Consider the following 14,758-nt stretch of genomic DNA (forward strand, 5'->3'; position numbering starts at 1 on the left):
GTCATCATAACCGGGCTTAATGAAGCTTTCGTCATCACCGCCGAACAGCGCCAGCGTCTTATCGACAAGGACCCCAAGTCCGCCGAGATCATCGTCCCCTTCGTCAAAGGCGATGATGTGCGGAAATGGCGTGTGAACTATCGGGATAGATACTTGATCCTGACCAAAATCGGCGTCGAAATTGGGGAATACCCCTTGGTCTACGATCACCTCAAAAAGCATCAAGAGAAACTTGAAAGAAGACAGGATCAGGGGAATTTCTGGTGGGAATTAAGGGCGTGCGATTATTACGATGAATTCGCCAAGCCGAAGATTGTCTGGCCGGATATTGCGAAGGAGAGCCGGTTTGCCTTAGACAAAAATGGATATTTTTATGGCAATACGGTGTATTTTAGCCCGGTGGATTGCTACTATTTGCTTGGCTTGTTGAATTCCAAGCCTGTGTGGCAGTATCTTCTAAGGCATACCGCTGTCCTCGGCGATCCGGATAAGGGAGGGCGGGTTCGGCACTTCCGTCAATATATGGTCACCATACCGACTTCAGCCAACGGCAACAAAGAGGCTATCATGAATCTTGCCGAGAGAGCCGTGATGCTCAAAGACAAGATCACTACCTCCCTCGGCCTTGCCGAGCGCCGCCGCCTCGAGGCGCAACTGCTCGAAGTCGAGCGCGAGATCGACCGAGCTGTCTATAACCTGTATGGCTTGACAGAGAAGGAGATTGCGATTGTGGAGGGGCGCTCGTAGCGCCAGCATCTTGCTGGCAGTGAAAGCCGCCAGGATGGCGGCGCTACGGTTTCATCAGCATTGGCATTGGTCATTAGTCATTTCCATCACCCTTCCGTCACCCTTCCGTCACCGCGTATCTCTATGCCACTACACAGGATACGCCATTTCGGTGACGATGTGACGATTTTTTTGCTACACCCCCCTCATCCGGACTAGTCTGCATCTAAGACCTTGCCGCCAATCCCAATTCCACTTTCGTCCGTGCACCGGTTCGTAGTTCCTGATAGACTTCCAACAACCCCGTCGCATCTTCGTCGATCGACTTGACCGGCTCGATGCCGTCCCGCAGCGATGCGAGCATTTCCGGCGCCGCCGCCAGTTTGCGTATCGCCGATGCCAGGTCGTCAGCATTGCCCGGCTCGAAGAGGATGCCGTTCACCCCTTCCGAGACGATCTCCGGAACCCCCCCCACCCGCGGCGCTATGACCGGCACTCCCGCTTGAAGCGCCTCCCGCACCACAAACGGATAATGCTCGAACCGCGACGGCACCACCACCGCATCGGCTCCCGCGAGCAGCCCGGGCAGATCCTCCGGCTTATACTCCCCTCCATAATGCACCCGCTCAGGATGCGGCTGCTCTTTCAAGCCCTCGTCAAGCAGGTCCTGCTCATAGGGTCTTCCGTAAAGTTCAAGGTGCACCGGATCGCCGTTCATTTGAGTGAATGCCTTCAGGAGCAGATCGACGCCCTTCACTTTGGTAACGTTGCTTAGACAGAGCAGGCGCAGTTCACCGCCCTCTGTTTCTTTGCGCGGCAGCGGGTCAAAGGTGGAAAGTCCCAACGGCGAAAGGCGAATGTCGGGATGCGCCAGACCGTGCCGGTGCAACTGGTCGATCAGGAACTGCGTCGGCGATAGAACAACGTCCGCAGCGAGCAACATCTCCTTCATGCGCCGGAACCTGCGCTCCATATAGGCGAGCGTTTCGGCGTAGCGGTTCATCGACCACTTCTGGTTGCGGGCGTGGAAACAAGCCGCGCAACGCATCGGAGACGACGCTCCGGCGCTGCAGTAAGCCTGCCCTTGATACTGGAGGTGGTATTGTTCGCAGAAGAGATAGGCATCGTGAAGGGTCAGTGCCACCGGCAAACCGCAGGACGAGGCCGCCTCCATAGCGCTTCCGGTGAAGCCGATCAGGTGCTGAAAGTGGGTCACATCGAAACGTTGTTCCGGCAGCCACTCGCGTAACCGGTCGGCTGCCCAGGGGTCGTCCACCATCTCTTTCAAGCCTCGCGGCGGCAGGAGGTTTATCTGCACCACCCGCACGTCGCCGTCGAGCGATTCGGCGATCCGCCCATCGGGAAGATGCGGACTTCGCTCCGGCACCAGGACCGTTACCGCCGCACCTTGTGACCGAAGGGACTGAGCCAGGCTTCGCGTATATAGTTCCGTCCCCGCGAGCGACGCCGGCGGGTAGCCATGCGCTACCAGCAACACCGACGGATCGCCGCTTGATGCCGTTCTCCTGAGGGTCGTCGGAGCACTGATACGGCCTGCAGTAAGTAGCTCGAGATCGCTGATCAACTGCAGCGTCCAGGGTGTGTTGCGGACTTCGAGGCTCTTCCGTGCCCATACAATCGCCCCGTCCATATCATTCCACTTCAGAAGCCGCTGCGATGCCAGCAGCAAGGCGGTCGCCTCCGAGCCTTCCGGATCAGTCTCCCACTGCAGCGTCGGAAAGAGTTCCGGCAAGGTCTGCCGTTCGAGCATTCCTTTTGCAATCCGCGCCTCAAACGAGGTGTCGATATCGACCGAACCGCTCGAGAGGTTGGAGTCGTGCCACCGCCACAGCGCCACCGGCCGTTCGAGCCGCTTGAACCGGCCCACCGGCGCGAGCCGGACATACCACTCGTAGTCATGCGCACGCCTGAAGGACTCGTCGATGAGTCCGACCTGGTCGAATGCCGACCGGCGGACGAGCGTTCCCGGATTCGGGATCGCATTGTGCTGAAACATCTCGGAGATCAAGTCGAAGGATCGCTCCCACCAGTCCTCGTGCTTCAGCGTCCCGCGCTCGCGCAGGTGGTCATCGACTGCAATTAGCGATCCGTAGATCACATCGGCATCGGGGAACTGCTCCAACTTTACGGCGTAATCCTTGAGCAAGTCCGGCAACAGAATATCGTCGGAGTCGAGCCAGAGAACGAACTCCCCGCGAGCCACCCTAATAGCCCGGTTGCGTGTTGCCGGAGCCCCGGCGTGACTACCCGGTAGGTAGCGCACCCGGGGATCGTTCACATGAGCCATCATTTCCGCGGTGCCGTCGGTCGAGCCGTCATCGGCGACGATCACCTCGAAGTGTGGGTAGTCCTGACCGAGGGCGCTCTCGAGCGCCTGCGGAAGATAATGCGCCCGGTTGTAGGTCGGGATCAGGATGGAGATGAAAGGCGCCGGGCCGGAGTCGATGCCGGGCTTTCGTCCTGGTTGCTTGAGGGGGACTTTCTGCTTCCGGATGAGCCCTTGCAACTGCTTCACCGCCCGGGAGTTGCGTGCCGACGGATGGAGTTGTTGAGCCTGTCGGACAAACTCCAGCGATCCCTCGTAGTCCTTCAATTCAAATAGATGCGCAGCGACGATCAGGAGCGCTCGCGACTCACATTCCGCCTCCGAACGGACGTCCCACGGCTCACCCGGGAAAAGTTCCCTCAGCGTATAACGTTTGAGTACCGCCTTGATGATAGGCGGTGAATACTTTTGATGCACCTTATCGCGGTCGCTCATCATCATTGTGCCGTGCATCCGGCGGCGATAGACAGTCGCCTTGATATGCTTGAACTCGGCCTGCCGCGCCAGCCGGCTCCAGAACTCGTCGTCGTAGCAGTTCTGGAAGAATTCGTCGAACCCCCCGGCGAGGTCGAAGCAGGTGCGTCGGACGACCGCTCCGCCATGCGGCAGGACGGTGTTATTGACCAGCATTCCGAACAACTTGTTCTTCATCCGGTACCAGTCCGAGAACTCCTTCTTCCCGGTGGCGCGCATCTTTTCGTCGGTTATGATCCAGTCGCCGTAAAAGACATCGACGTCGGGATGCTCTGCAATGGCAGATTGATAGAGCGCGACCGTCTTGGGCAGGATTGCATCGTCGGAATCGAGCCAGAGGATGTACTTCCCTCGTGCCGCCTCAATCGCGCTGTTCAGCGTTGCCGGAGCGCCGCGATGTTCACACTTCAGGTAGCGGATCCGCGGGTCTCTGCAGGCAGCCATCACTGCATCAGTATCGTCGGTCGAGCCGTCATCGACGACGAGGACTTCGTAGTCTCGCGCGTCCTTCTGTTTAAGTGCACTCTCAATAGCCTCCGGAAGCAGGTCGGCGCGGTTGTAGGTGATGATGGCGACGGTGATTATAGGTTCCGGTAGAGGGGGCACGTCAACGTCCTCCTTAGAAGTGTCCGATACGATGTTCGAAGTCTCGAGCAGTTGGTCCAAGATCTGATCCACGGCGTTAAGTTCCCGTCCCCGCGAGTAGCGCTCTTCGATGATGCGGCGATAGTGTTCCGGCTCAAAGCGGGTATCAAGAAGTAGTTCAACGGCCTCATCTACCGTCCGGAAGACGAACTCCGGCCCGAATTGCCCGGCAGGTTCACCGACATAGTCGTGCAGCACCGGCTTAAGTCCCCGCGCCATCGCTTCGATCACACAAACCGGATGCCCTTCGACGACGCTGGTGAGCAGCAGATAATGTTTGTCCTCAAGCCAGGCGCTTATATCCTCGATATTGCCGTCGAGGAAGACGTGCCCGGCAAGGCCAAGTTGTTCAACCATCTTGTGAAGGTAGATGTCGAGCGCTCGATCCTGCACGGTTCCCGCCCAGTAGAGCCGGAATCTCGGCTCCCGCTTCACGAGCGACTCCATGATCTGCAGCATTAACGCCGGGTTCTTGTCGCTCTGAACGCGCGCCACAAAGGCAATGTTGAAGCCCCGCTCTCGCTCGAGGAGACGGAACCGGTCCAGATCGACGCCATTGGGAATGATATGGGTGCGAGTCAGGTCCGACAGGCGAAGGCCGTGTAAGTCTTCCAGGATCGCTTCGACGTGCGGCGCTATGAAGATCAGGTCGTCGATGTTTTTCCAGTCGATCTTCTTCGGCGATTCGGTAAACGCCTCATAACGATGCAGCCGGACGACAACTGGCTTGGTTTTGGGCAGATTCGACGCAGCGATCAAGGCCGGTCCGGTAGCCCACTCGAACCAGGCGAGGTCGCACCACTCGAGGTGTTTGAGCAGTTGATCCCCCTTGGCATCGGCGACTTTGACCTTGCGGATGTCGTTGCCGGCACGTTCCAGATTAGCGATGATCGGATCGACGAAGCGGAAGTCGTCGGCATTGGCGATGAAGAGCAGCCGTCGGTTCGATATCGTCTGACGGACATGGTTGGCCGTCAATTCGGGTCGCACCACATGAACCTCACTATTAACCGGATGATCGGGCAATGTCTGCAAACCATCGGCGTTGTCAGGCGAAAGCAGGAAGATCAGGCCGTCACAATAGAACGGACTCGCCTTCAAGCGCTGCATCAGGATGGCCGATTCTTCCTTCGTCCCATGCCAGTAGTAGCAAATACAGCGGTCGGTGCGCCAGCCATGCTTGCGAGCCAGAGTTTTCAGCGTAGTATAGGAGTAGTAGTAGTTGTGGTCTTCGTGCACCATTTCCGCTCCGCCGGCAAGTTGGTCGAAGGCGCGGGACGAATAAGCGTTGGGAACCGACACCACCATAGCGCAGCCGAATCTCCGGGCTGATTCGAGGAACCGTCCCGGATTGTCAAGATGCTCCATCAACTCTGACGCAACAATCAGATCCGGCTTATCATCGAGAGACAATTCCTCAAGCCGCTCGGCATCGCCCTCGTAGAGGTCGGTGATGCCCAAATTGCGCATCGTATCGAGCCCCTCCCGGTCAATATCGACCCCCCAGACGCGCGACGCAACATCGAGCAGTTTCAGGTGCAGGTGGTCGCGTTTGGCCATTCTCTCCTGAGTCAATCCACAATCGGTGCAACCGATATGCAGCACTTTTTTGCCGCGCGCAAGTTCGATGATTGCGGGCATACGACCATGCACGACCGCGACATCGAGCGGCAGGAGATGTTCGGTACTGACCATAACTTGATTTTGGGTTTGAATCCGGTTACAAATCCAGGGAGGGCACTCTCTACCCACATTTGCCGCGAGTCTATTCGCAAGCGTGATGCCAATGGAGGCAAGCACGGAGTTCCGACGCTCCCGGCAATTATTGCCGCTTCATGCGCTCTTGCCAGGTGTTCCACATCGGCAATGGGGCAAGTCAAAGTCCACCGATCGATGCTCGACTCGATAGGTGATGGTGCGGTTTGAGCGTTGACACAGGCCGCTCTCTCGATTAGATTCAATTAGTTTATCCATCCCCTACTTTTACTCCCGACCATTCAGGCCATAACCCCTTGATCCGTCGCGCCAAGACCGGCTACCTTCTGCTGGAGGACGGCCGGATGTGGGAAGGCTGGCTTTACGGCGTTGAAAGCGAGGCGCTCGGCGAAGTCGTCTTCAACACTGCCCAGACCGGCTATCAGGAAGTGACGACCGATCCTTCATACTGGGGCCAGATCGTCGTGATGACCCAGCCGCACATTGGCAACACCGGCGTTAATCCCGACGATTACGAGGCTCACCGCCCCAATCTGGCAGGGTTCATCGCCCGCTCCTTCGAGATTCCCTCCAACTGGCGCAGCACACAAAGCCTTAAGGATTATCTAATCAAGTTCGGTATCCCGGCGCTCGAGGGGATCGACACCCGTGCCGTTACGCAGCATCTGCGCATTGTCGGCGCTCTAAGAGGGGGAGTCTTCCCCCTCTCGCTCTCTTCGGAGGAAGCATTGCAACGGGTGCTTGGCCATCCATCTATGGAGGGCCTTGACGGTGCCCGGGAGGTCTGTTGCCGGAAGCCTTATGATTGGACCCTGGGAAGTCCGGTTGAGTGGCGAGGATTGACGGAAGCGATCGTTTCGGAGGGCGAAGAGGAAGGTCTTGAAGACGGACCAGGTGCGACAGGGGATCTATTCAGTCCGGGGAGGAGGTTGTCAGGGGATAGAAGTCGGTTCAGGGTCGCCGTGTGGGACTACGGCGTCAAGCGGAACATTTTGCGACGGCTGGTCGATGTTGGCGCCGAGGTGCGGGTCTATCCGGCATTTTCACCTGCGGAAGAATTGCTCGAAAGCCGGCCCGACGGGATTCTCCTGTCCAATGGCCCGGGCGATCCGGCAGCAGTCGTGGGGGCTATTTCCGAGATTCGTAAGGTCGCGGGGCGGATCCCGATCTTCGGCATCTGCCTGGGGCACCAGTTGCTGGCTCTGGCAACCGGTGGACGCACTTACAAGATGAAGTTCGGTCATCGCGGAATCAATCATCCCTGCGCCCCCGATGCCACCGGCCGGGTGCTGGTCACAGTCCACAACCACGGCTTTGCAGTCGATGGCGAACGACTGCCGAAAGGAGCGGTGGTCACGTTGCGCAGTTTGAACGACAACACCATCGAAGGACTCGACTACCCCGAACTTAACGCCTTCTCGGTGCAGTTCCATCCCGAAGCCTCGCCCGGTCCGCACGATGCGAGCGATCTATTTCTGGAGTTTCGGCGCCGGATGGGGGGTTAGTCGAGGTCGAGGACAACGCGGAGGCTCTCGGCGAGTTCTTCCATCCTGTCCCGTGATACTGACCCGATATATCGTTTGATACGACTTTTATCGATGCTTCGAATCTGCATCGTCAGCACTACGCTGTCTTCTTGCAATCCTCCCACACCTGCGGGAAAGATCACGGGGCCAAAGCGATAGTGTCCCCGGAATTTGGTCGTTAGTGGGCAGATTATTACAATGGGCAGTGTCTGATTGATCTGGTCGGATGAGACGATAAGGCAGGGGCGCGCCTCGCCTCGCTGTTCGCTTCCTTCAACCGGTTCCAGATTGGCGACGACGATGTCACCACGGAGATATGCCTTCACTCCGGCCAGTTTTCTACTTCTGTATGGCGCCATTCGTGCTGAACTTCGGCGACGACGTCGGCATACGCGATGCAGGCTTTTCGCAGTTCCTCGTGTCGTAAGCGGCGCTGTTCGGTTTTGACGTAGTCCGTCAGGAGTTTCCGTCCCACCTCTGCGATCTTCATCTTGTTAGCCGATAGAATATCGCTAAGTTGAGTACTTAGTTCGTCCGAGATCGGGATCACCAGACGACGGGAGTTTGATGCTGACATAATACTATCTTTCTTGCACAGAAACATGCACACAATAAAGATACGTAAGTTTTGTATAGATTGCAACCTCAGCAGCAATTTGGTCAAGAGAATACGTTCTGCTGTGATTCAATGCCACCGTTACGAGTCTTTAATCATTATTAACATTAACATTAACAATTTCATTTCATCTTGCCCGCCCGCACCGACATATCGTCCATCCTGATCGTCGGCTCCGGGCCGATCATCATCGGCCAGGCGTGCGAGTTCGACTATTCCGGCACCCAAGCCGTCCGGGCGCTGAAGCGGCTCAATTACCGGGTCATTCTCGTCAATAGCAATCCGGCGACGATTATGACCGATCCGGATCTAGCCGATGCGACCTACATCGAGCCGCTCGTGCCGGAAGTGCTCGAGCGTGTCATCGCACGCGAACGTCCAGATGCGATCCTCTCGACGATGGGCGGTCAGACTGCGCTTAATCTGGCGCGCGACCTCCATCGCACAGGCGTCCTCGAACGCTATGGCGTTCAATTGATCGGCGCCGACTACGAAGCGATCGACGCCGCTGAGGATCGCGGGCGTTTTCAAGCGCTCGTCCGGTCGCTTGGACTCGACGTGCCCAAGGGTGCCATCGCAACAACCCTCGAGGAGGCCGAGCAGGCAGTTCAGACAACCGGCTTCCCGGCAATTATCCGCCCGGCTTATACGCTTGGCGGCAGTGGCGGATCGGTCGCATACAATATCGAGGAGTATCGGACGCTCGTCCAACGGGGACTTGCCGCGTCGCCGGTCGGGGAGGTGATCGTCGAGGAATCGCTCGTCGGCTGGAAGGAGTTCGAACTCGAGGTGATGCGCGACCGGACCGGTAACGCCGTCGTCGTCTGCTCGATCGAGAACTTCGACCCGCTCGGCGTTCACACCGGCGATAGTCTGACCGTCGCACCGGCTCAGACCCTCACCGACCGTGAATACCAGTTGATGCGCGACGCAGCGATATCGGTGATGCGGGCGGTCGGGGTCGAATCAGGCGGGTCGAACATCCAGTTCGGGTTGCACCCCCGGACCGGACGGATGGTGGTGATCGAGATGAATCCGCGGGTCTCGCGGTCCTCGGCACTCGCCTCGAAGGCGACCGGCTTCCCGATCGCCAAGATCGCAGCGCAACTGGCGGTTGGATTGACGCTTGGCGAGATTGCCAACGAGATCACCGGCCAAACGGTCTCGGCTTTCGAGCCGACCATCGACTACGTCGTCGTCAAAATCCCGCGTTGGGCTTTCGAGAAGTTCCCCACCGCAGATCGGACGCTCGGACCGCAAATGAAGTCTGTCGGGGAAGTGATGGCCATCGGCCGCACCTTTCCCGAAGCGCTTCAGAAAGCGCTGCGCGGCCTCGAAATAGGACGTGACGGTCTCGGCGCCGACGGGCGCGATGCGATCCTCGTCGAACACATCGAGCCGCATCTCCGACATGAGTGGCGCGACCTCTTTCTGACCAAACTGCGTCAGCCGCAGCCTGATCGCATCTTCCTGATTCGCTATGCGCTTGCGCTCGAAGCGACCACCGGGCAGATTCACGAGGCGTCGGGCGTCGATCCCTGGTTCATCGAACAAATCCGGCTGCTGCACGAAGCCGGGCAATATCTCGCCCGCGGCGCCGGCGATCGCGAGACCCTCTTGACTGCCAAACGACTCGGCTTCAGCGACCGGCAGTTGGCGCACCTCTGGCGCACGACGCCCCGGGGCATTCGGAATCAGCGCGAGCAGATGGGGGTCTTTCCCATATATCGAACGGTCGATACTTGCGCAGCCGAATTCGAAGCCGCCACACCCTACTTCTATTCCACTTTCGGCGAGGAGAACGAAGCCGCCCCTCTCGCCCCTGAAGTTCTCTCCGCCGAGTTCGATTACGAAGAAGGAACCACCTCATCAATCTCAATTCCAAAATCCGATTTCCCAAATCCGAAATCGATCGTCATTCTCGGTGCCGGGCCGAATCGCATCGGACAGGGAATAGAGTTCGACTACTGCTGTGTCCAGGCTACCCTTGCCTTGCGTGAAGCCGGCTTCCGGGTCATTATGGTCAATTCGAATCCCGAGACGGTCTCGACCGACTACGACATTGCGGACCGGCTCTATTTCGAGCCGCTCACGGCAGAAGACGTCATTGGCATCTGTCGTCTCGAACGACCGCTCGGCATCGCGCTCCAGTTCGGCGGCGGGACGCCGCTCAAATTGGCTGGAGAACTGGCTACCGCCGGACTGCCGATCCTGGGAACTTCGCGCGATGCCATCGACCTGGCTGAGGATCGCGGACGCTTCGCCGACCTATTGAAGAAGAACGGGATCGTTCATCCCCCCTTCGGCATTGCCTCGTCGCTCGAAGAAGCTCTTCAGACCGCCGCCCGCATAGGCTATCCGGTGCTGGTGCGGCCTTCCTATGTGCTCGGCGGGCGGGCTATGGAGATCGTTTTTGACGAGATTCGCCTGCGAGCCTTTTACGACGAGGCCGCGCAAGCCTCGGATGGCTCACCGGTATTAATCGACCGGTTTATCGAGGATGCCTTTGAGTTCGATGTCGATGCCGTCGCCGACGGCGAGACCTGTCTTGTATGTGGCATCATGCAGCATATCGAAGAGGCCGGGATCCACTCCGGCGATTCGGCTTGTGTCCTACCCCCTTACCAATTGGACGACGAGACCCGCGCAGAAATGGTGCGGATCACCCGTCTCCTGGCTCGGGAGTTAGGCGTCGTCGGGTTGCTCAACATCCAGTTCGCGCTGCGTCAGGGGCAGTTGTATGTCCTCGAAGTGAATCCCCGCGCCAGCCGAACGGTGCCGTTTGTCTCCAAGGCGACCGGTGTCGCCTGGGTGAAGGCTGCCGCCCGGGTACTGGTCGGTGAGCGGCTGGCCGCCATGAGCCTCCCCGACGACCCGATTCCGTCGCATGTGGCAGTCAAAGCGGTTAAGTTCCCTTTTGCCCGCTTCGATCACATCAGTTACTTTCTCGGGCCAGAAATGCGTTCGACCGGCGAGGTGATGGGCATCGGGGCGACCTTTGGGGAAGCCTTCGACAAGGCGATGCGCGCTGTCGATGCGTCGCTCCCCGACGGGGGAGGCGTCTTTATCAGCGTCAACGACCATGACAAGGATAACGTCTTCCCGATCGCTCGCGACCTTGCCGGGCTCGGTTTCAAGATATGGGCAACAGAGGGCACCTGCCGCCGGCTGGCCGCGGAGGGACTTTTGGTCGAGCGCATCTTCAAAGTGAACGAAGCCCGCCCGAACGTCGTGGACCGCATCAAGAACGGCGATATTGGGATGATCATCAACACCCCGCTCGGCCGGCAGTCGCACTATGACGAGCGGTCGGTAGGCGCCGAGGCTTACCGGCGCGGCATCCCCAACATCACCACGCTATCGGGGGCGCGTGCCGCAGTCGAAGCGATCCGCGAGCGTCGCAAAGGAGTTGCGAGTCTGAGGAGTCTTCAGGAGTGGAATGGCCATGGATGACCTCACCTACACCGCCCATCCGATGCGGGAATCGCCGGCGCGGGCGATCCTCTTCTGGCTCATCGTAGCGTTCACACTCTGGGCCGTCTGGTGGAACGTCCAATCTGTTCTGCTCACAGTTGTTGCCGCATTGGTCCTCATCGGCGCGCTCACCTCGTTCATCCTGCCGACCCGCTACCGCATCGGCCCGGAAGGCGCCTCCTATGAGCGGCTGACCGGATCCAAGCGGCTCGAATGGTCGCGCGTCCGCTCGGTGTCTGACGAGCGTGATGGGATCTTTCTCTCGACCTTCGTTTCGCGTAACGTCCTCGAGAACTTTCGCGGCCTATACCTGCCCTATCGCGACAATCGCGACGACATCCTGACCCTGGTGCGCAAGTATGCGACGAATGCCAATATCAACGAGGATAAAGATGTCAACGGGAGAAGGGGATGAAGGTCCATTGGTCATGCCCCGGTCGATTCCATATCCGGTCATTCTCATTGACGCCCTCCCCTCTTGCACCTTAACTACCCCCCATCATTTGTTCCGCAATCTATAGTGCCTTGAACATATGTTCACACAATATTTTGTGATAAGAGGCGCTCTGGAGGGTTGACTTATCGAGGCAGGGAGGTTATATTGCTTCCCGCTCGCGTGAGAGCCTCCGACTGCCCATCGGCGATCAACCCGCTACGGTTGCTGCGCTCCGCCTGCCACAACAACGAGCTTCACATCCCTGCCTCCTGGCACGGATAGCCCATGTTACCAGGAACTTATTATGTCATCCGAACCCTCCTTCCCAGCCCTTGCTCCCTCGCTTCCCACTGCCGAAACCCTCAATGGCAACGGGCATTTACCGCAGTCAAAATCGGATCCGGTTTCCGCTGCCTACCCAATGGAGGCCTCTCCGCTCGACACACTTCCGGATCCGAATCTCTCAGATAACGCTGTCACTGTCTTGAAGCGGCGCTACCTGCAGAAGGACGCCGATGGCCGGGTTATCGAGTCACCCAAGGAAATGTTCTTGCGCGTCGCATCGGTCATCGCCTCGAACGAGCGACGGTACCGTCCCGACGTCGATCTGCTCGAAGAGACGAAGCGCTTCTACCGGATGATGGCGTCGCTCGATTTCATCCCCAACAGCCCGACGATGATGAATGCCGGGCGCCCGCTGGGGCAACTGGCAGCCTGCTTCGTCCTGCCGGTGAGCGACACGATGGAGGGCATCTTCGAGTCGATAAAGCAGGCTGCGCTGGTGCATAAATCGGGCGGCGGCACCGGCTTCAGTTTTAGTCGTCTGCGCCCCAAGTCCTCGATGGTTGCTTCCACCACCGGCACTGCCTCGGGCCCGGTCTCCTTCATGGCTGTCTTCAATGCTGCCACCGAAGCGATCAAGCAGGGCGGAACGCGCCGCGGCGCCAATATGGGCATCCTTCGCGTCGATCACCCCGACATCCGCGAGTTCATCACCTGCAAGAAGGATATGGTCTCGATCACAAATTTCAACATCTCGGTGACCGCCACCGACAGGTTTATGGAGGCGTTGGAGCAGGGCACCACCTACGACCTCATCGCGCCGCATACCGGTAAAATCGTCGGGACTGAGAGCGCCCGGGAGATTTTCGACATGATCGCCGAAAACTCCTGGCTGAACGGCGACCCCGGACTCGTCTTTATCGACGAAGTGAACCGCCACGAAAAGACCCCCCATGTCGGCCTCGTCGAAGCGACCAATCCGTGTGGCGAACAGCCCCTGCTGCCTTACGAGTCGTGCAACCTCGGCTCGGTCAACCTGAACAATATGCTGAAGGAGAGCCTTGCCGGCCTCGAGATCGACTACGACCATCTCCGACGGGTCGTCCGACGCGGCGTCCGGTTCCTCGACAACATCATCGACCAGAACAAGTATCCGATTCCCGAAATCCATGAGATGACCCACAACAACCGCCGGATCGGATTGGGCGTGATGGGATTCGCCGATATGCTCTACGCGCTCCGGATACCCTACGACTCTGGTGAAGCGCTCGACCTCGGCCGGGACTTGATGCAGTTCATTCACACCGAAGCGCGCAAGATGTCGGACGAACTTGCCGTCGAGCGGGGTGCCTTCCCGAACTGCGAAGGCTCGGTCTTCGACCATCCGACGCGCAATTCGACAGTGACGACCATTGCTCCGACCGGGACGATCTCGATGATCGCCGACTGCTCGGGAGGCATCGAGCCAAATTTCGCACTCTGCTATGTCAAGCGGGTGATGGACGACGACCGGTTGCTCTATGTCAATCCGCGACTCGAAGAAGCCGCCCGGTCGGGCAACTGGTATTCACCCGAACTGATGAAGAAGATAGCCGACGGCGCGCATCTGGAGGATCTGGCCGAAATACCCGAAGACATTCGACGGGTCTTCGTCACGGCGCACGAGATCACGCCCGAGTGGCATATCCGGATGCAGGCAGCGTTTCAGGAGTGGACCGACAACGCCGTCTCGAAGACAATTAACTTCCCCCACGAGGCGACCGTCGAGGATGTCAAGTCGGCTTACCTGCTCGCATGGAAGTTGAATTGCAAGGGAATCACCATATACCGCGACGGAAGCCGGCCAGTTCAGGTGATGAACGTCGGCGACAAACTGGCCAAGAAGACCGAGGAGGCGGCACTCGAGACGGCTCCCACCGAAGCCGCCCGTCCGCAGGCGGTTGAACCCGCTATCCTGCCCCGACGCCCGGCGGCCGCCTACCCGACCCTAAAACCGCGCAACCGGCCGCGCATCACCCACGGTTACACCGAGCAGATCAAGACCGGCGAGGGAACCCTCTATGTGACCATCAATGAGGACGATGTCGGTCTTTGCGAGGTCTTTGCTTCGATCGGCAAGGTGGGAGGCTCGGCGATGGCGCAGTCCGAAGCGATCGGGCGGCTCATCTCGCTCTCGCTCCGGTCAGGGGTTGACCCGCGGGCGATCGTCTATCAGTTGAAGGGGATCACTGGTCCCAACTCGGCCTGGCACGAGGGGGAACTGATCCGCTCGATCCCGGACGCGATCGCCCGGGCGCTCGAACGGTATCTTGACCGTAAGGAGAAGATTCAGGCCGAACTTCCGCTCGGGGCGGTGGAGACGCTTCCGGCTGGCGCGGTCGCCGAACTGCCTCCGATGCCTTCGCCCAAGCCGGAACTGCGCATCCAGTATGCCGTCGGCTTCGAGACCAAGGAACTCTGCCCCGACTGCAACGGGCCGATCTCGTTCGAGGAGGGCTGCCTCATCTGCCGCAGTT

Annotated in this window: 8 protein-coding genes; 5 read left to right on the top strand and 3 right to left on the bottom strand. The window is 58.9% G+C overall.

What is annotated here, in order from left to right; genetic code table 11:
- Positions 1–747 (top strand): restriction endonuclease (locus FJY67_08250; protein MBM3329443.1); only part of this gene is annotated, 747 nt, incomplete at its 5' end.
- A gap of 205 nt (positions 748–952) precedes the next feature.
- On the opposite strand, the gene FJY67_08255 is transcribed toward FJY67_08250, so the two are convergent.
- Positions 953–5,887, bottom strand: coding sequence for a glycosyltransferase (locus FJY67_08255; GenBank protein MBM3329444.1), 4,935 nt, complete (start codon positions 5,885–5,887; stop codon positions 953–955).
- A 365-nt stretch (positions 5,888–6,252) separates the two neighbouring features.
- On the opposite strand from FJY67_08255, the gene carA reads away from it, so the two are divergent.
- Positions 6,253–7,413 carry a glutamine-hydrolyzing carbamoyl-phosphate synthase small subunit gene (gene carA / locus FJY67_08260; protein MBM3329445.1) on the top strand — a complete coding sequence of 387 codons (1,161 nt, stop codon included), beginning with the start codon at positions 6,253–6,255 and terminating at the stop codon, positions 7,411–7,413.
- Here carA and FJY67_08265 read toward each other — a convergent pair.
- Positions 7,410–7,793 (bottom strand): type II toxin-antitoxin system PemK/MazF family toxin, encoded by a 384-nt coding sequence (locus tag FJY67_08265; GenBank protein MBM3329446.1) that lies wholly within the window; start codon positions 7,791–7,793, stop codon positions 7,410–7,412. The genes carA and FJY67_08265 overlap by 4 nt on opposite strands.
- Positions 7,757–8,011, bottom strand: a complete 255-nt coding sequence (locus FJY67_08270) for a hypothetical protein (protein MBM3329447.1) — start codon at positions 8,009–8,011, stop codon at positions 7,757–7,759. The genes FJY67_08265 and FJY67_08270 overlap by 37 nt, the downstream gene beginning before the upstream one ends.
- Before the next feature lie 171 nt (positions 8,012–8,182).
- Between FJY67_08270 and carB the strand changes: the two genes are divergently transcribed.
- The 3 genes from carB to FJY67_08285 all read left to right on the top strand — a co-directional run.
- The gene (gene carB / locus FJY67_08275) at positions 8,183–11,503 is read left to right on the top strand and encodes a carbamoyl-phosphate synthase large subunit (GenBank protein ID MBM3329448.1); all 3,321 of its coding nucleotides are present in this window, start codon (positions 8,183–8,185) and stop codon (positions 11,501–11,503) included.
- A complete protein-coding gene (locus FJY67_08280; protein MBM3329449.1) occupies positions 11,496–11,939 on the top strand; it encodes a hypothetical protein in 444 nt (147 codons plus the stop codon). The genes carB and FJY67_08280 overlap by 8 nt, the downstream gene beginning before the upstream one ends.
- 442 nt (positions 11,940–12,381) lie before the next feature.
- The coding region (locus FJY67_08285; GenBank protein ID MBM3329450.1) for a vitamin B12-dependent ribonucleotide reductase at positions 12,382–14,758 on the top strand (2,377 nt) is incomplete at its 3' end.

The organism is Calditrichota bacterium, assembly GCA_016867835.1.
GTDB lineage: Bacteria > Electryoneota > AABM5-125-24 > Hatepunaeales > Hatepunaeaceae > VGIQ01.

What these genes read in the sequence shown, in the direction of transcription:
- FJY67_08265 (MBM3329446.1), bottom strand. Translation starts at nt 7,793, where the DNA reads ATGGCGCCATACAGAAGTAGAAAACTGGCCGGAGTGAAGGCATATCTC.
- FJY67_08280 (MBM3329449.1), top strand. Translation starts at nt 11,496, where the DNA reads ATGGATGACCTCACCTACACCGCCCATCCGATGCGGGAATCGCCGGCG.
- carA (MBM3329445.1), top strand. Translation starts at nt 6,253, where the DNA reads ATGTGGGAAGGCTGGCTTTACGGCGTTGAAAGCGAGGCGCTCGGCGAA.
- FJY67_08270 (MBM3329447.1), bottom strand. Translation starts at nt 8,011, where the DNA reads ATGTCAGCATCAAACTCCCGTCGTCTGGTGATCCCGATCTCGGACGAA.
- FJY67_08255 (MBM3329444.1), bottom strand. Translation starts at nt 5,887, where the DNA reads ATGGTCAGTACCGAACATCTCCTGCCGCTCGATGTCGCGGTCGTGCAT.